Here is a 20324-nt window from a genome sequence, read left to right on the forward strand (position 1 = left end):
GAATGACCGACAATGATGGCGATTGATCTCAAAGCCATCCAGCGGCCATGGGAGCGCGTAGCTCAGCCGGTAGAGCACGTGACTTTTAATCACGGGGTCCTGGGTTCGAGCCCCAGCGCGCTCACCACTTCATTGCAGCATGTCATGACGATGCCGGGAGCATCTCATCCTTCGTCGCAGGCTCGGCGAGCAAGGCGTCGGTGCCATGAGCTTAACCGCAATCGAATCCGTACGGGCTCGACGCCGTCACCGTTCAAGGTTTCGCGGCATCGACTTTCTTCCAGGTCTGGTCGGGATCGAACCGCGTGGTTCGTCCGGCGATGGCCGTCGTGCGCTTGCCGAGATCCTTCTGGTAGACGTCGCCGGCATGGTTGACCACGAAGGTCATGACGCCGGAATTGCCGTACTCCGCGGGCCAGGCGATCAGCGCGAAGCCACCGACCATCTTGCCCTTGACGACGTAATTGAGCGCGCCTCCGGGCGCATCCGGTCCCTGCCCCTTGAGGATGTGGAAGTAGTAGCCGTGATAGGGCGCGGGCCCGGCATCGCCGGCGCGATAGCCCTCTTTCGAGGCCTCGGCGGCGAGCGCACCGAGCGGACTGGGATCGCTGTCATCGCGCCAGAACAGGCCATCCTTCTTGCCGGGTGACGAGACGATGCGCTGCGCATAGACGCCGGCGCCTTCGCCGCGATCCTTGTCGGCATATTCGTTCTGCGCATCGACATAGGCGAGCGCGGTCTGGATCGCATCGAGCTCGTTGCGGCCGATGCGGCGGCGGAGCACCTCGATGCGCCCTTCGTCGGTGTCGAACTCCCAGCCGGTCTTGGTATTGACGAGCGGAATCGGGAACGGGAAATCGTCCGGCCCCAGCACCAGGGTCGCCGTTTTGTTGCCCTCCGTCTTGAGGCCGTGCTTGACGTCGTACATCGAGGTGAACCGCTTGCGCGTGTCGTTGTCGGCGACCTCGTCACCGGAGGAGACGATGTCCTCGGCATCCTTGCCGAGCACCTTCAGAACGTCGCCCGGCCCGCTCTTGACCGCCGCGGCGAGCGCGGCAGCTGCGTCCTCGGGTGTCTTGTAGGACATCTGTGCCTGCGACGCCGACCCCATCAGCGCCAGCGCGATCATGCCAGGAAGAACCGTGCGACCGAATGATTTCAAGCCGGTCATGGCGTCACCTCCGCAGGGATCTTCGCGCCACCCGCAAGCCAGTCGCGGTATGTGCGGAAGGTCAGTCCGAGCTTGTCATAGTAGACACGTAGATAACCGTCGCCTCCGCGGGTGACGGCATCGGGCCTGATCCGCCCGACCTCCTGCGCGATGACACCGACATAGGCCTTGTCGCTGCCGATATAGCTGAAACGATAGTAGCCGAGGCCGTTGGCGAGATGGCCGAGCAGGACGATGTCATGCTTCAGCGCGATGTCCGAGCGCCGGCCACCGCCGCCACGGCCACCTCCCCCGCCTCCGCCGCGGAAACCGCCGCCACCACCGCCACGCATCGCCATTCCACCGCCGCCGCGTCCGGCCATGCTCGGCCCGGCGCCGCGCGGCATGCTCGCCATGCTTGCGCGTCCGCGCGCGGATGCTGCAGCCGCCGCCCGGCCCGAGGAGACGTTCATTGCGCCACCGCGATTGCCGCCGCCGCGGTTGACGTTGGCGGTACGGTTGGCACCGCCGCCGGCGCGGTCACCACCGCCCCTGGCGCGATCACCGCCACCTTTGGCACGATCTCCCGCGCCTGCGCGATCAGCACCACCGGGTCGATCGCCGCGATTTCCAGCGCGGTCGCCGCCTGCGCGATCGCCGGCACGATCGGCCGCACGGTCTCCCGCGCCCTGGTTGGGACGCAGCACCTGGTTGCCGTCACGGCCGCGAAAGTCCATCCGGTCCGACGCGCCGGCCTTGATATTGGTGTTGCCGAAACGCTGCTGAACGTTGACGTTGTTGTATCGCACGCCCTGGCGATGCGCCGGGTTGTGCTGCCAGCCGGTGTTGATGACGGCTGTGCGACGATTGACGTAGATGTTGCGGTTGCCCCAGTTGCAGCCGCCGCCCCAATAGTTGCCCCAGTGTCCGATCGCCCAGGCGGTGCCGAAGGCGATGCCGGCTGCAACCGCGCCCGCGCCGATATAGGGCGGATAGCCCCAATAATACGGCGGATATTCAGCGTACGGCCAGGCGCCGTAGACCGTCACTGGATCGTAATACGGCACATACATCGCCGCCGGATCCGCCTGCTGGATGACGACGACCTGCTTGCCTTCCTGGGCCTGGACGCTGACCTTCTGTTGCCTGGTCGTGACCAGCTTCTTGTTGTCATAGGCCTTGTTGCGGAGGCGCTGGATCGCATCCATCACGTCGGGCTGCTGCGCGAGAAAGGCATCGCCGAGCTTCTTGGTCCAGTCGAGCTGATCGCTCATCATGGCGAGAACGTCAGCCGTGCTGGCGAGCGCCTTGATGCTGTCGTCCCAGCCCTGCTTGTCGACCTCCGTCTTCAGTGCGTCGCCCTTGAGTGTCTTGTGCTCCTTCAGCCAGCGGTCGGCCTCCACCACCTCCAGCGGATAGGTCGAGGCCGCCAGCACGTTGGCAAGCAGTTCGTCGGGATAGAGCGCGATCGGCGCGACCAGGGCCTCGAGCTGTTGGGGCTTGAGAATATCGGCGGCCGGTGCCGGCGGGCTCGCCGGCTGTACCCGAGGACTTGAAGGCTGCGGATTTGAGTTCTGGGAATTTGGGGTCACCGGCGTCGTGGGCGTCTGCGCCGTTGCGGCGAACGTCGTCGCCATTGCGAACGCAAGCGCCACCAAGGTCTTGCCGCAGCGAAGCATCACACCCTCCCTTGGACTTCCAACGCAGAGAGATTGGGCCCGGACTCGGACGTTCGCTGATCACGATCAGCGAAACGCGGCCGTCGCATCATCACTGTAAGCGAAAACGGCCGCAGGAGCACGCGAAGGTTTAATCAAGATTGCGGCCCGCGATGAAGCATCACCAGCCCGTCATGAGCCGCGTCAACCCGCAGGCGATTTAGCGGCTGAGATCATGCCGTGAGAAGCCCCGACGCTGGCTGGCGATCGCGCGTCTGAACCTTCGCGCTCACCATCACGATGCTGCCGCGTCGCGTCCGCCTGGCCTCTCATTCGGAAGTGCCGAAGCCAAGGTCAGCATCGCTGACCGATCGGGCCTGCCGCATTTGCGTTTGAGCGGCCGCGCTGCGAACGCTAGGATGACCTCATTTATGGAGGCTCATTTGAAATCAGTGATTTTCATCATGGCTATCGCATTCGTGATGGCTGCTCCTGCACGATCCCAGGCCCTCGTCGATCCCACCAAGGTTGCCCCCGAATATCGGGAGGCAGCGGAGAAGCGCCGGGCCGAGCAGATCAGGCAGCGCGAATGCGGCCTGAAGGCCGATCTCGAGAAGGTGCTTCCGCGGGATCGCACCGCTTATCTCAACCATTGCCTGGAAGCTCTCGCCGCCAGGCAGTAGCGGCTTGATCCGGCAATTCCGGTCGACAGAACCCGCCGCAGCGGCTGGATGATGGCGCTTGGCCATGCGTCGTTCGCGCGGCCGGCGCGTTCGCGCACGGTATCCGGTGCGGCAATCACGCGTCCACGCATTCAAGCTTTCTTCAGACTTCTGGGCTCACCTATTCGCTTATTTCCAATAGTCGTTGTTGTTCGCGCATGAGTTTCGTCCAGGTTCAGTGCACCCGTTGCAAGAACGTGTTTCGCGATCGTGCGGGGCGATTGCAGGACGGCTATTCCCGGCAATGTCCGAGTTGCGAGGTCGTGTTGTTCTTCGCGGAGGACTCGCAGCATCCCTACATCAAGCTGGCGATGCGCAAAGCGCGGAAGGCCCGCAAGGACTCGCGGGAGGCCGAAGCGGCCAGGGCCTCCGGCTCGACTTCACGCGCAGCGCCGCGGTCATTTGCCGGAAGAACGCGGTCGGCAGGACGATCGGACTAGGTGCCCAGCGGCCGGGTGTGCGGGCTCGGCCGCTCAGCTCCGCCGCTGCTTGCGCGGAAACAGGCGATCGCGGATGTAACGCGAGGTCGCCGTCATGCGGATGCCGCGCGGCTTCTGCCAGGCGGCGCGGTCGATCTCCTTCTTGTCGCCGATCGCGAGCCTGCCCTTGGCGAATTTCGCGATGAAGATCGCGTCGCTCATCTTGCGGCCGGAGCGCTTGTTCCTGGCCTTCACTTCCTTCCAGAGGCTGATCCTGCCGAGCTTGAGCTTCGGCAGCTCCTCCTTGATCTCGCGCCGCAGGCAGTCCTTCGCGGACTCGCGCCCGCGCTTGCGGCCGCCCGGGAACATCCACAGACCGTCCGACCGGCGCCTGACCAACAAAACCTTGCCGCGTTTCGCGGCGACCAGCTTGGACGACTTAGCCATTACTGCCAAAGGATCGAAAACAGAATCGAGCCATCGTAACTTGTCTATTCAGATAGACAAGTTCGGCCAGCGTCTTGATCACAGTTCAGCGGCGTCGTCCGGCTGTCGCAAACCGGTCACGCCTCGGGGCGAGGCGCCCCCTGGCGCGCCGCCACTTCGGCCCCCGCCTCCGCCCGGTCGATCCTGATCCAGGCCGCCGCGATCTCCCACGCCACCGACAGTATGATCGGGCCGATGAACAGCCCGACGATGCCGTGAGCGAGCGTGCCGCCGATCACCCCGACGAAGATCACGATGGTCGGCGTGTTCAAGCCGCGGCCCATCACCAGCGGCTTCAACATGGTGTCGATGAAGCCGACGACGACGAAGAACACCGTGAGCACGAGCGCCGTGGTGAGGTCCTTGGCGGTCCAGATCCAGATGATGACCGGCAGCAGGACGAGAAAAGCGCCGATCTGGACGATCGACAGCAGCAGCACGATGAAGGCGAGAAGGCCGGCGCTCGGCACGGCGGCGAGCTTGAAGCCGATGCCGGCCAGCAGCGCCTGTACGATCGCGACGCCGATCACGCCTTGCGCCACGGCACGGATGGTCGCACCGGCGAGCTCCAGGAAATGCTCGCTCTGCTCGGGCACGATGCGAAACAGAAAGCCGCGCCCGGCCTCCACGAGCCGCGGCCCGTGCGGAAACAGGAAGCCGGCCACGAAGACCGAGACCAAGAACTGAAGCGTCCCCACGCTGGCATCGCCCGCAAGCGACAACAGCGGCCCGGCCAGCGGCTGCAGATAGGGCCCCACCTCGCGCAGCACCGCGCGGATGTTGTTGTAGGCCTGCTCCCAGAGCTCGTAGAGCCATGGCCCGACGAGCGGCCACGATTTGAGCTGCTCCGGCGCCGACTGCAGCGCGAGGTCGCCGGTGCCGAGTTGCTTTGCCAGATCGCGCACACCGTCGACCGCGCTGAGGCCGAGCCAGGTCGCGGGACCGATGACGATGCCGAGCGTGATCAGGGTGAGGATGGCCGCCGCCGTCTTGGGCCGGCCGCCGAGCAGCTTGGCGAGCCAGCTGAATACCGGATAGAACGCGACCGCGAGCACCGCGCTCCATGCCAGGATCGGCACGAACGGCCGAATGATCAGGAAGGTCCAGATGATCAGCAGCGCGAGCAAGCCGAGCCGGATCACGAGCTGGATGATGTCCTCTCCCGTCAGGAGCTGACGGAGGCTTTTCACGGGCACGACTTTCCTTGCGGCATCGACGCGGGTTCCGGCGCTTGCGCGGCCTTGGGTTATTGCCAGCAACGGATCGGGCGTCAAGACGGGCCCGCCTGCCGCCAAAATCTCGCTGCGGGATCAAGGTCGCGCCTGGACCGGCTGGCGCCGCCCCACGGGCTGACGCGCAACCGAAGCGGGCTTGCCTAACGTGCGTTAACCGGATTTGCGCCGACCGGTTTACGCCGATGCAAAGCCTCGCACCTACGGTCGTCTCGAGGTCCGAGGAACACTTTCCGCGCAATGGCAAACAGCATCTGGACGATCGAAGAATTCACCTGCCCGGGGTGCGGCATGAAGTACACCGCGACCCGGGAAGAGCACGCCGAGCCGCACTCCGGCAGCTTCAAATGCAGCATCTGCAGCGGCGAGGTGCACACCTGGTCCGGCAATCATCATTTCTTCGGCTGGGATGCAGTGAAAACCAAGCCGCGCGTGTTCGGCCGGCGCTGGGCCGGCGTGGAATGGTAGCGCGGGCGGCGTAATCCGCCTCTCCCTCTTTCCTCGTGCGAGCGCAGCGACGAATTGATCGAAGCGCCGGCGTCTCCCGACGTTCCCGGCGCACGCAGACCCGGTCCACCGATCAAGGCCGCCTGCGAGAACTGCAGCTTCTAGCGGGCTGTGACACCGGCTAAACTCTCCTCCCCGCAATTGAAGCCGATACGCAATGACCGCACCCTTCGTTCCGCAGATCGCACTCTACCGCAATTGGCTCGCCGAGCAGCGCGGCCTCACCTTCCCGAGCTACGAAGACATGCGGCAATGGTCCGCAAGCGATCTCGACGGCTTCTGGCGCAGCATCTGGGATTATTACGACCTGCAGTCGCCGACGCCGTTCACGGCCGTCATCACCGAGCGCAGGATGCCCGGCGCGGTCTGGTTTCCGGGCGCGCAGGTCAACTACGCCCGGCAGGTGTTCCGGCATGTCGAGGCGGCCCATGCCGCCGGCCTGCCGGCGATCGTCAGCGCGGGCGAGGACGGCAAGCTCAAGGACACCAGCTGGCCCGAGCTCCGGCGCAAGGCCGCGGCGCTGGCACTGCACCTGAAGGAGAAGGGTATCAAGCCCGGCGACCGCGTCGCGGCCTATCTGCCCAATATCCCCGAGACCGTCATCGCGTTCCTGGCCGCCGCCAGCATCGGCGCGATCTGGAGCGTCTGTGCGCCCGACATGGCCGCGCCCGCCGTGATCGACCGTTTCAAGCAGATCGAGCCGAAGGTGCTGATCGCCTGCGACGCCGTCACCTACGCCGGCCGCCGGCATGACAGGCGCGATGTGGTGAGCGAGCTGAGACGGTCCCTGCCGAGTGTCGAGCACATCATCCTGCACAGCGAGGCGGCCCCACCAGCCGCGCCGGACGCCCTGCTCTCGGACATTCTCGCGAGGACGGGCGCCTCGATCGATGCGTTCGAACCGGCATGGCTGCCGTTCGATCATCCGCTCTGGATCGTCTATTCCAGCGGAACGACCGGCCTGCCGAAGCCGATCGTCCACGGCCATGGCGGCATCGTCGTCGTCGCCCTGGCATTGCTCGGCCTGCACAACGACGTCGGCTGCTCCTATCACGAGAACTCGTTCGGCGAGCGTTACCACTGGTACAGCTCGACCGGCTGGATCATGTGGAACAGCCAGGTCGGCGGCCTGCTCAGCGGCACCACCTGCTGCATCTTCGACGGCAGCCCCGGCGGCGCAAAGGACAAGCCGGACTGGACCACGCTCTGGCGCTTCGTCGCCCAGTCGAAATCGACATTCTTCGGCGCGGGCGCGGCGTTCTTCGCCAACTGCGCCAAGGCCGAGGTGGATCTCGCCGCCGCCGGCGACCTCTCGCAGCTGCGCTGCCTCGGATCGACCGGATCGCCGCTCAGCGCCGATACCCAGGCCTGGTTCAACGACCGCATCGCGGCGTTGTCGAAAACCAACGGCAGCAAGGCGCAGGCCGATATCTGGTGGGCGAACATTTCCGGCGGCACCGATTTCGCCGGTGCGTTCATCGGCGGCAACCGCGAACTGCCGCAGACACCGGGCGCGATGCAGTGCCGGCTGCTCGGCGCCGCCGTCGAGGCCTTCAGCGAACAGGGCCGCGCCGTCATAGACGAGGTCGGCGAGCTCGTCTGCACCGAGCCGATGCCGTCGATGCCGCTCTACTTCTGGAACGACAAGGACGGCGCGCGCTATCGCGCCAGCTATTTCGAGACCTATCCCGATAATTTCGACGGCAGCGGCCGCGGCCCGGTGTGGCGGCACGGCGACTGGCTCAAGGTCAATCCGGACGGCTCCTGCATCATCTACGGTCGCAGCGATGCCACCATCAACCGGCACGGGCTCCGCATGGGCACGAGCGAGCTCTATTCCGCGATCGAGGCCTTGCCGGAGGTGCTCGACTCCCTCGTCGTCGACCTCGAATATCTCGGCCGCGACAGCTACATGCCGCTGTTCGTCGTGCTGCGCGACGGCGTGGCGTTCGACGCCGCGATGCAGGCGAAGATCAACAAGGCGATCGAGGCCGGCCTGTCACGCCGCTTCCTGCCCAACGAGATCTTCGCCGTCGCCGAGATTCCCCGCACGCTCTCGGGCAAGAAGCAGGAGCTGCCGATCAAGAAGCTGCTGCTCGGTCAGCCCGTCGAGAAGGTCATCAACAAGGAGGCGATGGCCAATCCCGCCTGCCTCGACTGGTATCTCGCCTTCGCGCGCGACTACCTCGCGCGGACGGCGTCATGAGCGACGATCAACCGCTGCCGTAGTTGGATGGGTCGAGATTCCTGTTCTCGGACGGCGGGATCGGCGGCCGGCCTGGAAACTTGTACCAGCCCGGCGGCACCGGCGCGTCGTCGGCCGGACGATCCACGATGGAGGGCCGTGGACGGGTATGATGGGCGGGCGCCGCCGTAGCCGAAACGCATGCAGAGACCAGGAGAGCCAAAACCAGGACAGACCGCATCGAAGGTGCTCCAGACATTCGCTGGCTTCCATATGGCCACGGGAACCCTGCCGCACCATTTGCCCGTCGGGCACGATCGGTCACTTCGGCGGCATCGCGGAGGATCGGCCGAATTGCGCTGTCGGCATTTGGACTCCGTTCACCGATCGCCGTTAGATCAGAACGGCTCCTCCACGCTGAACCTCGCGCAATGGCCGACCTCAACGCGATCCTGACACGGCTCAACGACCGCCTGCTCCGCCTCGAAGGCGAGCTGTTCGTATTGCGCTCGCTGGCGCGCGCGACACTGACCGCCGGCGACGACCATGCCGCACGCATGCGCAAGCTGGTCGAAGCCGCGAAAGTGGCGCTGGACGACGAAGCGACGCGTCAGCTCGACAAGCCGACACGCAAATATGTCGATGCGGCAACCGCGCTGGTGGAGGAATTGCTGGTCGAGCCGACTCCCGCACGCCCGCTGTTCACCGTCATCGACGGCGGCCGGCGCGACTGACTGCGTCAGGTCTGCGGTCTTGCGCCCGTCGCTGCCGCATCGCCGGATTTCAATCGGCTGAGGCCCGCCTCGATGATCGCGATCTCCTCGTCGATCTGACTTATAGGCAGGCTGAAATCGTAACCGGATCTGCTCTTCAGATCGACCGCGAGCCGTTGCCTGTGCATCATCAGCTCGTCCAGGCCACGCCGGTTCTTCAGTCGCACATAAGTGTCGACGATCTGTTCAATCGCGCTCGGCATCAAATTGCCCCCCCGCAAAAAAGCCCGCGCGGCGCAACCCACACCGGCGGGACAATTTTGGTGTCGCGGTACGCAATACAAATCCGCGACGGATTCGTCGATACGACAAGCAGGTTGAGAACGCGTTACCGTTCGATGATTTCGTGATGCACGGGCAAGAAAAAAGCCGCTGGCGATGAAGCCAGCGGCTGAACCCGGGTTCGAAAATGGATCGGGATGGAAATTTAGCCAGCCCCGGTGTGCAAGCATTGTACGGCACATCGCTTCTTTCTTTTGTTAAAAATCGAACACAGGAACCAGCGGATGGCCAATTGCTGGGCGACCGTGGCCATGCGGCAACGCTTGCGCGGCGGCACAGAATGATCGCGCGGGAACTTTCGTCAGGCGCTTGCGGCGACAGTGCGAAACCGTCAGCGCAGCTGCCGCTTCGACGCCGCTCGTACGCTTCACGATCGCGCCTGCGAGTTCGATCGGCGCCAGCCTAGCCTCATGTCGCGCACCTCGTCTGGCAGCTCGACCGGCCGAGCGACGGATCGGCGGCGCCTGAGTGATCCAACTCATCGGCATCGACCTCGGCCGTCTTGCCATGGCATTTCCCAGCGCCGGATGGCGTGTTGGACGTGGCCCGGCGGCTGCCCGTTCGGTCCGCGCGGCCTCCAAGCATTGTTGATAACCGGGCCAAACCGCCCGCGGGTGGTGACAGGGCGTCCTGGCATGTTATCGGGGTAGAACGCAGTCGCGAGACGGATCGGAGACCCATGCGCATCACCCTCGTCGGCTCCCGCCATTTCGGCGTGACCACCCTCAACATGCTCCGCGAGCACGGTGTGTCGATCGTGCGCGTCGTCGTCGCCGAAGCCGAGGATCGCCTGGCCGCGACCGCGAAGGCGGCCGGCATCGAAGTCGTGGTCCAGGCCAATCCGAAGCTGGTCGTTGCTTCCGAGATCGCGCCTGATACCGATCTGATCATCACCGCGCACAGCCACGCCCGGATCGGGAAGGATGCGCTTGCCGCTGCCAGGCTCGGCGGGATCGGCTACCACCCCTCGCTGTTGCCGCGCCATCGCGGCAAGGCGGCCGTGGAATGGACCATCAAGGAAGGCGACTCGATCGCCGGCGGCACGATCTACCATCTCGCCGATCGCATGGACGCCGGCGCCATCGCCGCGCAAGACTGGTGCTTCGTCAAGAAGGGCGAAACGGCACGCGAGCTGTGGGAGCGCGCGCTGGCGCCGCTCGGCCTCAAGCTTCTCGCAGATGTGATCGACTACGCCAAAGTCCACAAGGCGCTGCCGGCCAAGTCCCAGGACGAGCAGTTCGCCACCTCGGCGCCGAGTCTCTCCTGATGTTTACCCTTAACGTGAACCGGCGTTGATTCCGCTTCGAAAATCACAGCCGGATTGCCAAATAAACCATTGTTTCGAAAGGAACAATTTTGGGTTTGGCATCGCAACAAATTTCCGTCACATTTCGCCCGAATAAGCGTCAGCATATCAGACACATTCAAGGACGGAATTCATGCGTTTTGGTCGCATTGCGGCGTTCTGTGCCGCCTCCATTTTCACCGGCGCCGTTGCCGCTCCCGCCTTCGCTCAGAACCCCTATGACGGCAATTGGCAGGTCGTCATCGTGACCAAGAGCGGCTCCTGTGAGCCGACCGCCAGCTCGATGCTCACGGTTGCCGACGGCAAGATCACCGCGCCGGGTGCCAACGTTTCCGGAACGATCGGTCGCGAGGGTCTTGTGCGAGTTTCGATCAATGGTGCATATGCCAATGGTCAACTCAACGGCAACGCCGGATCGGGGAAGTGGAATGGAGCATCAGCAGGCATACCGTGCAGCGGGCGCTGGGAAGCATCGCGCCAATAGACCAACTGAGGCTCGTGTCTGGAACCGGCGGCTGCTGATCGCGGCCGCCGTCGTGTTTGCGGCGTCGATCGCCAGCTCGGAGAGCAAGGCCCAGTCCGGTCCGTTCGCAGCCCTGGCCGGCACCTGGAACGGCAGCGGAACCGTTACGCTCGACGACGGATCCACCGAGCGTATTCGCTGCCGCGCCAAGTACGCCCCGATCGGGCCGACCATGGAAATGTCGCTGACCTGCGCCAGCGATGCCTACAAGTTCAATCTCGCAGCCAACGTCCGGTCGGAAGGCAGCGCCATCACCGGCACGTGGTCCGAGGCCAGCCGCAACATCAGCGGCTCCCTCCAGGGCCAGGGCGGTGGTGGAAACTTCGAGGTGGTTGCAAGCACGGCCGGCTTCAACGCCAACATCGGGCTGCGCACCACCGGCAACAAGCAGGCCGTCACGATGCGCGCCGACAGCCAGTTCCGCGGCGCCAACATCTCGCTGTCCCGCTAAGACCAAACGTTCTCGCGACAATCGATCCGGCGACCTCGCCGGATCGATTTTTTTATGCGCCCGGGACGAACGCCGTCACCTCGATCTCGACCTTGGCGCGCTCGTCCACCAGGCCGCCGATATAGAGCAGGGTCGAAGGCGGGAAGTTGCGCCCGAGCGTTTCCTTCCAGGCCGCGCCGATGCCGGCACCCGCCGCCTCGTATTCGCTGCGGCTGGTCAGGTACCAGGTCAGGCGAACGATGTGCTCGGGCCCGGCGCCGGCCTCGGCCAACAGCTTGATGATCCGCTTCAGCGCGGTCGCGACCTGCGCCGCCATCTCCGGCGCATAGCTGCCGGTCTCGTCGCCGCCGGTCTGTCCGGCCAGCACCACCCAGCGCCCCGGCCCTTCCACCGCCACACCGTGGGAAAAGCCGCGCGGTTTCGACCATTCGGCCGGTTGCAAGATACGCATGAGCAAGGTCTCCCGATTTTCTTGTTGTTCAATGCAGCCTTAGCACGCCGTCACGCATCGCTGCACCCGCAGATTTGACCGTTGCAAACAGCGGCGATGTCGCCGATACCGGCCTCCCCTCAGGATTCCTGCTGTCCGCATCTCGCCCGATGAGCACGACACCGTCAAAAACGATGGCCGCACTGTGGATGGCCGGGTGGCTGTCCCTGATGCTGGTGATGGCGGTTGCCGGACGCGAGGCCACGCGCGAGCTGAACGTCTTCCAGATCATGGAGGTGCGCTCGCTGGTCGGCTTCGTGCTGCTGTCGCCGATCATCTATCGTGCCGGCGGCTTCAGCAGGCTGAAGACGTCGCGCCTGCCGCAGCACATCGGGCGCAACCTGATCCACTATGTCGCCCAGCTCGGCTGGTTCTTCGCGCTGACGCTGATCCCGATCGGCCAGGTGGTGGCGATCGAGTTCACCATGCCGATCTGGACGGCGATCCTCGCCGCGACTTTCCTCTCGGAGCGCATGACGCCCTGGAAGATCGCCGCCATCGTGCTCGGCCTCGTCGGCGTCATCGTCATCGTCCGGCCCGCCACCGGCGAGATCAATCCGGGCCAGCTGATCGCGCTCGGCGCCGCCATCGGCTTCGGCGTGTCGATGGCGCTGGTCAAATCGCTCACGCGGACCGAGAGCGCGCTGTCGATCCTGTTCTGGATGCTCGTGGTGCAATCGACCGCGGGCTTCATCCCGACGCTGTTCGTCTGGACCTGGCCCTCCGCCTATGCCTGGACCTGGGTCGGCGTGATCGCGGTCTGCGGCACATTTTCGCACTATTGCCTCGCCAGCGCGATGCGTTACGCGGATGCGACGATCGTCGTTCCGATGGACTTCCTGCGGGTTCCCCTGACCGCGACCGCGGGCTGGCTGCTGTATTCCGAGCAGCTTGACGCCTGGACCGTACTGGGCGCGGCGCTGATCCTCTGCGGCAACCTGCTGAATCTGAAGCCCTCCGCACCGGTTCCCGCTCGCGCGCAGTGAACCGGCGCACGGCCTCGCACGACAAAACAAAGTGGCCGAGCGTGATTTGGATCACGTTGGAGGGGCATTCCAATGGTGCACACTCGGCCGTGACGCAATGGGTTTGGGCGAACTGTGGTTTTGCTAGCGCGAAGCCGGGGGTTTTCGTGTAGGTTCGCTGCCAATTTGTTGCTGTTTGCAATTCGATTCTGTTGGGGATTTCAGATGCGCTACCTCACCATCCTCTTCTCCCTGATGTGCATGGCGCTGTCGGTCAGCGCCGCCAAGGCCGATCGTCGCGTCGCTTTCGTCGTCGGCAACGGCGCCTACAAGAACGTTGCGCAATTACCGAATCCGCCGATCGACGCGAAAGCGATGGCGGCCACGCTGCGCAATGTCGGCTTCGAGGTGATCGAAGGATCCAACCTCACCCGCGACCAGATGACGGAGAAACTGCTCGACTTCGGCCGCAAGGCCCAGGGCTCCGATGTCGCGGTGTTCTACTATGCGGGCCACGGCATCGCCGTGGGCGGCAGCAACTACCTCCTGCCGGTCGATGCCGACATCAAGTCGGAGATGGACGTCAAGCTCGGTGCCGCCATCAACATCGATCTGACGCTCGACCAGACCATGGGCGATGCCAAGGTCAAGCTGGTGTTCCTCGACGCCTGCCGCGACAATCCCTTCGCCGCGAAGATCAAGTCCAACTCCGCAACGCGCAGCGTCAGCGTCCAGAGCGGTCTCGCCGAGATGAAGTCGGGCGAAGGCACTCTGATCGCGTTCGCGACCGGCCCGGGCCAGACCGCGCTCGACGGTCAGGAAGGCAACAACAGCCCGTTCACCCGCGCCCTCATCGACAACATCACCAAGCCCGGCATCGAGATCCAGCAAGCGATGACGTCGGTGCGCGCCCAGGTCAACGAAGAGACCCACAAGGGTCAGCTTCCCTGGGGTCACACCAATCTGATCGGCGCCGTCTATCTCAACCCGGCACAGCAGACCCAGCAGGTCGCCAATGCCGCGCCGACCGCGAGTGGCAGCGCCACGCCGGCGGCTGCGGCCAGCGGCAGCTCGGACGGTGTCGAGCTCGAGTACTGGCGCTCGGTCAAGGAGACCAACAAGCCGGAAGAGCTCAACGCCTACCTCTCGTCGTATCCGAATGGCCAGTTCAAGGCGCTGGCGCTGGCGCGGCTGGCTGCGATCCAGAACGGCCCGTCGACCACGACGCGCAACCTCAACGCCGGTGTCGATCCCGCGACTTTTACCGACGATGCTTCGCAGCTCAGCGAGGACCAGATCGGTCTCGACAAGGGCCAACGGCGTGACGTGCAGCGTCGCCTCAATGGCCTCGGCTTCGATACCAAGGTGACGGGCGTGTTCAATGACGACACCCGCTCGGTGCTCAAGCGCTGGCAGGCCGCCCGCGGTTATCCGTCGACCGGCTATCTCAACAAGCTCCAGCACAAGGCCCTGCTCTCCGAGATCGTCGCATCGGCCTCGCCGAGCGCCAGCGACGACGGTGCCGAGAAGCGCCCTGCCCGGCGCGCCAGCAGCGGCGGTGGGGGTGGCGGCGGCGGTGGTGGCGGTGGCCATCGCGGCGGCGGCGATCCCGGTGCGGCCTTCATCGGCGGCGTCGTGGGTGGCATGATGGGCGGCATGTTCCGCCGCTGAGACCTCAAGCAGTTTCCAAACAAAAGCCCGGCTCACGCCGGGCTTTTTCGTTGCGGGTCCCTTCGTTGCGGATCCCTTCGTTGCGAGATCCCTTATCCGTCGAGACGCTCGCTGCGGGAGCTGCTCAGGACGAGGCCCACGACAGCGGCTGCGGGCCTACTTCCCCGCAGCCTTGCGCAAGGCGTCATTGATGCGGTCCTGCCAGCCGGGACCGCCGCCCTGGAAGAACTCGAGCACGTCCTGATCGATGCGCAGCGTGACCTGCTCCTTGATCCCCGGCGCCACGTTCTTCTTCGCCGGCGCCTCGGCAACCTTGGCCGTCACCTTCTTGAACGCCGCCTCGGCCTCGGTCCGCGCATCGCCCAATGTCCGCGGCCGCCTCGGTAGATCCGCCATGTCCTAGATCCCTTCAAACAATGCAGTCGAAAGATAGCGCTCGGAGAAGGATGGCACCACGGCCAGGATGACTTTTCCCGCAGCTTCCGGCCGCTTGCCGATCTGCAATGCGGCGGCGATCGCCGCGCCCGAGGAGATGCCGCCCGGAATACCTTCGTGGCGCGCCAGCGCCCGCGAGGTCTCGATCGCCGTCGTGGAGTTGATCTTGACGATCTCGTCGATCACGGACCGGTCGAGGATGTCGGGCACGAAGCCGGCACCGATGCCCTGGATCTTGTGCGGCGTATGCTGGCCGCCGGAGAGCACCGGACTTTCCTCCGGTTCGACCGCGATCACGCGCAACGAGGCCTTGCGCGGCTTGAGCACCTGGCCGACGCCGGTGATGGTGCCGCCGGTGCCGACGCCGGCGACGAAGAAGTCGATGTTGCCCGCCGTGTCGTTCCAGATTTCCTCCGCGGTGGTGCGGCGGTGCACTTCCGGATTGGCGAGATTCTTGAACTGCTGCGGCATCACCGAATTCGGCGTCGTCTTCAACAATTCCTCGGCGGTCGCGATCGCGCCTTTCATGCCCTGCGCTGCCGGCGTCAGCACCAGCTCGGCACCGAGAAATGCCAGCATCTTGCGTCGCTCGATCGACATCGATTCCGGCATCACCAGCTTGAGCCGGTAGCCACGCGAAGCCGCGACGAAGGCCAGCGCGATTCCGGTGTTGCCCGAAGTCGGCTCGATCAGCACGGTGTCCGGCTTGAGGACGCCCGCTTTCTCCATCGCGATGATCATGGCCGCGCCAATGCGATCCTTCACGCTCGCGGCCGGATTGAAATATTCAAGTTTAGCCAAAATGGTCGCGTTCACGCCGTGCATGCCCGGCAGGCGGCGCAGGCGCACGATGGGCGTGTCGCCGAAGGCATCGACGATCGAGTCATAAATCCGGCCGCGGCCGGCCTGGTGCGCTGCACCCGTCTTGGACGATGCGTCCATGATAAACTCCCTGAAGCGAAATTGCGCGCTATTCGCAGCGTTTACGCAGTTACAGACAGCTCGTGACGACACGCAAGCGACAAAGCAGCCCACCGGAAAATCGCTGCATCGCAAAATTGCGTGACCTGTCGATATCAGAAAACCAACGCATTTGTGTTGCGACCTCGTCAACTGATTCGGCTTATGCTAGACTTTGGTCTCATAAACAGGGAGGTCACCACGATGTCAGCAATCGCTGAAGTGCTGTCGACCGTAGCGCCCCATCGTGACCCGCGTTGCAGCGAGTTGCCGACCTGTCCCGTCTGCGCGGATTCCATGGTTGCCGCTGAAGCTTCCGCTTACGTTTCGGACCAGGTGATCAGCTATCTCTGGACCTGCGACACCTGTGGCTATGGCTTCGTGACCAAGCACGCCGTCAAGCAGCGTATCCTTTGCAACTGACGTCGCGCTGATGACGTCGTGCAGTGCTGGGCACGATCCGACGGAAAAAGCACTTCACATCTTGCGCTAGCGTGGAGCGATGTCGCCCCTCGCCCAATCCTCGCGCGTGCGCTGATAGAATTCGGCGAACGTCCCCTGCGCAATGGCATCCCTGATGCCCTGCATCAGGAATTGATAATAGGCGATGTTGATCTCGGACAGCAGCATCGCGCCCAGGGTCTCGCCCGCCTTCACGAGGTGATGCAGATAGGCGCGCGCATAGCCGCGCGTCGAGGGCCATAAACTCTCCTCGTCCAGCGGACGCGGATCGTCGGCGTGACGCGCATTGCGCAGGTTGACCTGGCCGAAGCGTGTGAAGGCAACGCCGTGGCGGCCATTGCGCGTCGGCATGACGCAGTCGAACATGTCGACGCCACGCTTCACCGCCTCGAGAATGTCGTCGGGCGTACCGACGCCCATCAGATAGCGCGGGCGGTCCGACGGAAGTGCCGGCGCGGTCTCGTCGATCATCGCCAGCATCACAGCCTGCGGCTCGCCGACGGCGAGGCCGCCGATCGCATAGCCGTGGAAGCCGACCTCGACGAGGCCTTGCGCGCTCGCATGACGCAGGGCCGGCACGTCGCCGCCCTGCACGATGCCGAACAGCATGTAGCCGGCGGGCGCGCTCTCGAACGCACGCTTGGAGCGTTCGGCCCAGCGCAGCGACAAACGCATCGCGCGCTCGATGTCGGCGTGCTCGGCCGGCAGCCGCACGCATTCGTCCATCTGCATGGCGATGTCGGAGCCGAGGAAACGCTGCACCTCGATGGAGCGCTCCGGCGACAGTTCGACCTTGGCGCCGTCGATGTGCGAACGGAAGGTGACGGCGTTCTCGCTGACTTTGCGCAGGTCGGACAGCGACATCACCTGGAAGCCGCCGGAATCCGTCAGCATCGGCCCGTTCCAGCCGGTGAATTTCTGCAGACCCCCGAGCGCCGCGATCCGCTCGGCGCCGGGACGCAGCATCAGATGATAGGTGTTGCCGAGCACGATGTCGGCGCCGGCATCCCGGACCTCGCGCCAGTGCATGCCCTTCATGGCGCCGGCGGTGCCGACCGGCATGAAGGCGGGCGTCCGCACCACGCCGTGCGGCGTGGTCAGGCGCCCGGTACGCGCCGTGCCATCGATAGCGAGCAGTTCGAAGTGATTGGGAAGACTCATGGCGCTGCTTATTGCGTGTCGGGAGAGGCCGATCAACCCGCCCGGGCGGCAGATGGCCCGGAACGGGACACCCGGATGACACGGACGTGATGGCGTGCGGCTTGTTAAACAAAACGATACAGTGTAGTTTTATCCGGGGGCTGGACGAGATGCCGCGGCAATGCCGGCGGCGCTAACGTACGCGTGATCTCCAGCCGCCGGCCCATGCCCTCTCTCTCAAGTGCGACAGAAGCCTCCAGCTCTCCTGATGGCTGGATAAGATCGACCGGCGCCCGCCTGATCGGATCGCTGGTACTGGCATGCAGCCTGGCGCTGTCCGCCTGCACGTCCGTTCCCCGGATCCCCTACACGGCCGCCGATGCCACCGCCTCGCGCGTCCTCGATATCGACGGCTTGCGGCGCTATGCCGACGAGCCCGTCACCAAATTCAGCTTCGAGAAGGACAACGGCTCCGCGGCCAAGACCTACCTGGCGCTGTCCGGCGGCGGCGCCGATGGCGCCTACGGTGTCGGCGTGCTGAACGGCTGGTCCGCCGCCGGCAACCGCCCCGCCTTCTCGGTCGTCTCGGGCGTCAGCACCGGCGGCCTGATCGCGCCCTTCGCATTCCTCGGGCCGCAATACGACGACACCCTGCGGGAGCTCTACACCAGCGGCATCGCGGAGAGCCTGCTCGATGATCCCAGCATCATCCGCGTGCTGTTCGGATCCGGGCTGTTCGGCAACACGCGGCTGCGCGAGTTGGTCGCCCGCTATGTCGGGCCGGAGATCCTGGCCCAGGTCGCGCGCGAAAACGCCAAGGGCCGCAAGCTGCTCGTCGTGACGACCGATCTCGACACCCAGCGCACCGCGATCTGGGACATGGGCAAGATCGCCGCGGTCGGCACGCCGGAAGCGCTGCGGCTGTTCCGCGACGTGATGGCGGCGTCCGCCAGCATCCCGCTGGTGTTTCCGCCGATCCTGATCGAGGCCGAAGGCCAGGGCCACAAATTCCAGGAGATGCATGTCGATGGCGGCGTGACCGCGCCGGTGCTGACGCTGCCGGAGGCGCTGCTCGTGCAGGGACGCCTGCCCGGCAGCGCGCGGATGAACATCTACATCCTCGTCAACAAGAAGATCGAACGAACCTTCGAACTCGTCGCCAACGGGACGATCGACGTCGCCTCGCGCAGCCTGTCCTCGATCACGCAATCGCAGACGCGGTCGATCATCTACTCGACCTATGATTTCGCCAAACGCAACGGCCTCGGCTTCCACCTGTCCTACATCGAGCGCGACTACCCGGCAGCCCCCTCCGAAGGCTTCAACACCGCCTATATGCGCGCGCTGTACCAGTACGGGTACGAGAAGGCGGCCTCCGGCCATGCCTGGACCTCGACACTGCCGTGACTCCGCTCGCGGCGGAACGGCGGCCTGCCGAAACCGTTGACGATGCGGCCAATTCGGCCAGATTCGCGATGACGCTCCCGCTCCCGCAAGATATAGAGCCATGACGACTGTCGTGAACACGCAGGAATCATTGGGCATGGGATTGACTGCGACCAAGACCAAAACGGCCGCACGGCGCGACGTGGCGAAATCCCGCGGCGGCCGTCCGACGAAGAACGCCGCGATCGAACGCGATCAGCGGCTGATCGAGGTCGCCACCCGCTTGTTCCTGGATCGCGGCTTCGACGCGACCTCGCTCGACGCCGTCGCGGAAGCGGCGCGCGTGAGCAAGCCGACCGTCTATTCCCGCTACGGCGACAAGCGCGGCTTGTTCGCGGCCGTGCTCAGGCGCGAAATCTCGCGCTGGCTCGCGCCACTGTCGGCCGCGGCCGAGACGCAGCTCGGCAGCCCTTCGGACATCTCCGTCGAGCAACGTCTGGTCGAGATCGGACGTGAGATGCTGACTTTCACCTGCGGGCCCGATGCCGTCGCCTTCAGCCGCATGATGACGTCGCAGGCCATCAACTTTCCCGACATCGCCAAGCTCGGCAAGGAGGAAGGCTGGTTGAAGGCGGTCGCCACCACGGCGCGCTTCTTCGACCATCTCGTCGCGCAGGGCGCGCTCGACGTCGAGGACACCACCATCACGGCCGAAGTGTTTCTCGACGTCGTGGTCGGACACACCCACCGCCTGGCGACGTTCGGAACGGCGATGGAGATCAAGGCCGCAGAGAAGCGGATGCGCGCCGCCATCAAGCTGTTCCTGGCCGGCGCACTGGGGCCTGCGGACCGCGTCCGCGAAGCGGCCAAGGGCACGTCGCGGCGGCGTCCGTCGCGCTGACAATTCCGTGAGCTGAGCGTTCTATCCCCAGGCCGGGAGCGCTATTCGTTTGACCGAAACAAAACGATACGGTATGGTTTCATTATAAGAAGATGCGGGCAACTTTTTAACCAGCCCCAAAAGCTGTCCGCATCGTATTCTGACTTCGATCGCCGCGGCGGGTGCAGCCCGTCGCGGTGCTCCGCGGCCGGCCGATGCCCAAGGTCGGCCGCGTCTTCTT

21 protein-coding genes and 1 tRNA gene are annotated in these 20324 nt (G+C 64.9%); 13 read left to right on the forward strand and 9 right to left on the reverse strand.

Translation table 11 applies throughout. The features are described from left to right. Window positions 1-51: 51 nt before the first annotated feature. A tRNA-Lys gene (locus tag QM712_RS17535) sits at window positions 52-127 on the forward strand. A 126-nt stretch (window positions 128-253) separates the two neighbouring features. On the opposite strand, the gene QM712_RS17540 is transcribed toward QM712_RS17535, so the two are convergent. Together QM712_RS17540 and QM712_RS17545 are read right to left on the reverse strand one after the other, a co-directional pair. Further along, the gene (locus QM712_RS17540) at window positions 254-1171 is read right to left on the reverse strand and encodes a DUF2950 domain-containing protein (protein ID WP_415024378.1); all 918 of its coding nucleotides are present in this window, start codon (window positions 1169-1171) and stop codon (window positions 254-256) included. Beyond that, entirely contained in the window at window positions 1168-2829 is a 1662-nt protein-coding gene (locus tag QM712_RS17545) for a DUF3300 domain-containing protein (RefSeq protein ID WP_415024379.1), read from the reverse strand. The genes QM712_RS17540 and QM712_RS17545 overlap by 4 nt, the downstream gene beginning before the upstream one ends. Before the next feature lie 422 nt (window positions 2830-3251). On the opposite strand from QM712_RS17545, the gene QM712_RS17550 reads away from it, so the two are divergent. Then, entirely contained in the window at window positions 3252-3491 is a 240-nt protein-coding gene (locus QM712_RS17550) for a hypothetical protein (protein WP_415024380.1), read from the forward strand. A gap of 512 nt (window positions 3492-4003) precedes the next feature. On the opposite strand, the gene QM712_RS17555 is transcribed toward QM712_RS17550, so the two are convergent. Further along, a complete protein-coding gene (locus QM712_RS17555) occupies window positions 4004-4396 on the reverse strand; it encodes an NUDIX hydrolase (protein ID WP_415024381.1) in 393 nt (130 codons plus the stop codon). A gap of 116 nt (window positions 4397-4512) precedes the next feature. Beyond that, window positions 4513-5631, reverse strand: a complete 1119-nt coding sequence (locus QM712_RS17560; RefSeq protein WP_415024382.1) for an AI-2E family transporter — start codon at window positions 5629-5631, stop codon at window positions 4513-4515. Window positions 5632-5907: 276 nt separating this feature from the next. On the opposite strand from QM712_RS17560, the gene QM712_RS17565 reads away from it, so the two are divergent. The 3 genes from QM712_RS17565 (at window position 5908) to QM712_RS17575 (ending at window position 9093) form a co-directional block, all read left to right on the forward strand. Then, entirely contained in the window at window positions 5908-6135 is a 228-nt protein-coding gene (locus tag QM712_RS17565; RefSeq protein ID WP_415024383.1) for a hypothetical protein, read from the forward strand. A 196-nt stretch (window positions 6136-6331) separates the two neighbouring features. Further along, on the forward strand, window positions 6332-8380 hold the full coding sequence (locus QM712_RS17570; protein ID WP_415024384.1) for an acetoacetate--CoA ligase: 2049 nt from the start codon (window positions 6332-6334) through the stop codon (window positions 8378-8380). Between the two features lie 410 nt (window positions 8381-8790). Continuing rightward, entirely contained in the window at window positions 8791-9093 is a 303-nt protein-coding gene (locus QM712_RS17575) for a hypothetical protein (protein WP_415024385.1), read from the forward strand. A gap of 5 nt (window positions 9094-9098) precedes the next feature. On the opposite strand, the gene QM712_RS17580 is transcribed toward QM712_RS17575, so the two are convergent. Next, window positions 9099-9335, reverse strand: coding sequence for a hypothetical protein (locus tag QM712_RS17580; protein ID WP_415024386.1), 237 nt, complete (start codon window positions 9333-9335; stop codon window positions 9099-9101). A 758-nt stretch (window positions 9336-10093) separates the two neighbouring features. Between QM712_RS17580 and QM712_RS17585 the strand changes: the two genes are divergently transcribed. From QM712_RS17585 to QM712_RS17595, 3 genes are all read left to right on the forward strand, one after another. Further along, entirely contained in the window at window positions 10094-10681 is a 588-nt protein-coding gene (locus QM712_RS17585; protein WP_415024387.1) for a formyltransferase family protein, read from the forward strand. A 172-nt stretch (window positions 10682-10853) separates the two neighbouring features. After that, the gene (locus tag QM712_RS17590; RefSeq protein WP_415024388.1) at window positions 10854-11204 is read left to right on the forward strand and encodes a hypothetical protein; all 351 of its coding nucleotides are present in this window, start codon (window positions 10854-10856) and stop codon (window positions 11202-11204) included. Beyond that, on the forward strand, window positions 11149-11694 hold the full coding sequence (locus QM712_RS17595; RefSeq protein WP_415024389.1) for a hypothetical protein: 546 nt from the start codon (window positions 11149-11151) through the stop codon (window positions 11692-11694). Before QM712_RS17590 ends, QM712_RS17595 begins: the two co-directional genes overlap by 56 nt. 52 nt (window positions 11695-11746) lie before the next feature. On the opposite strand, the gene QM712_RS17600 is transcribed toward QM712_RS17595, so the two are convergent. Continuing rightward, a complete protein-coding gene (locus tag QM712_RS17600) occupies window positions 11747-12145 on the reverse strand; it encodes a RidA family protein (RefSeq protein ID WP_415024390.1) in 399 nt (132 codons plus the stop codon). 149 nt (window positions 12146-12294) lie between these two features. Here QM712_RS17600 and QM712_RS17605 point away from each other — a divergent pair, with 149 nt between their 5' ends. Further along, complete coding sequence (locus tag QM712_RS17605; RefSeq protein WP_415024391.1) at window positions 12295-13170, forward strand: DMT family transporter; 876 nt, start codon at window positions 12295-12297, stop codon at window positions 13168-13170. Between the two features lie 204 nt (window positions 13171-13374). Further along, on the forward strand, window positions 13375-14820 hold the full coding sequence (locus QM712_RS17610) for a caspase family protein (RefSeq protein WP_415024392.1): 1446 nt from the start codon (window positions 13375-13377) through the stop codon (window positions 14818-14820). A 156-nt stretch (window positions 14821-14976) separates the two neighbouring features. Here the strand turns inward: QM712_RS17610 and QM712_RS17615 are convergent, their stop codons facing one another. Then, window positions 14977-15216, reverse strand: a complete 240-nt coding sequence (locus QM712_RS17615) for a BrnA antitoxin family protein (protein ID WP_415024393.1) — start codon at window positions 15214-15216, stop codon at window positions 14977-14979. A gap of 3 nt (window positions 15217-15219) precedes the next feature. Next, window positions 15220-16197: a cysteine synthase A gene (gene cysK / locus QM712_RS17620; protein WP_415024394.1), complete on the reverse strand. Its 978-nt coding sequence runs from the start codon at window positions 16195-16197 to the stop codon at window positions 15220-15222. Between the two features lie 222 nt (window positions 16198-16419). Here cysK and QM712_RS17625 point away from each other — a divergent pair, with 222 nt between their 5' ends. Next, window positions 16420-16638, forward strand: a complete 219-nt coding sequence (locus QM712_RS17625; RefSeq protein ID WP_415024395.1) for a hypothetical protein — start codon at window positions 16420-16422, stop codon at window positions 16636-16638. Window positions 16639-16704: 66 nt separating this feature from the next. Here the strand turns inward: QM712_RS17625 and tgt are convergent, their stop codons facing one another. After that, complete coding sequence (gene tgt, locus QM712_RS17630) at window positions 16705-17838, reverse strand: tRNA guanosine(34) transglycosylase Tgt (protein WP_415024396.1); 1134 nt, start codon at window positions 17836-17838, stop codon at window positions 16705-16707. Window positions 17839-18042: 204 nt separating this feature from the next. Between tgt and QM712_RS17635 the strand changes: the two genes are divergently transcribed. Together QM712_RS17635 and QM712_RS17640 are read left to right on the forward strand one after the other, a co-directional pair. Then, window positions 18043-19224 carry a patatin-like phospholipase family protein gene (locus QM712_RS17635; protein WP_415024397.1) on the forward strand — a complete coding sequence of 394 codons (1182 nt, stop codon included), beginning with the start codon at window positions 18043-18045 and terminating at the stop codon, window positions 19222-19224. A 136-nt stretch (window positions 19225-19360) separates the two neighbouring features. Then, window positions 19361-20104 (forward strand): TetR/AcrR family transcriptional regulator, encoded by a 744-nt coding sequence (locus tag QM712_RS17640; protein WP_415024413.1) that lies wholly within the window; start codon window positions 19361-19363, stop codon window positions 20102-20104. Window positions 20105-20324: the final 220 nt, after the last annotated feature.

Origin of the sequence: Bradyrhizobium sp. (assembly GCF_047605465.1) — a bacterium.
Classification (GTDB): Bacteria; Pseudomonadota; Alphaproteobacteria; order Rhizobiales; family Xanthobacteraceae; genus Bradyrhizobium.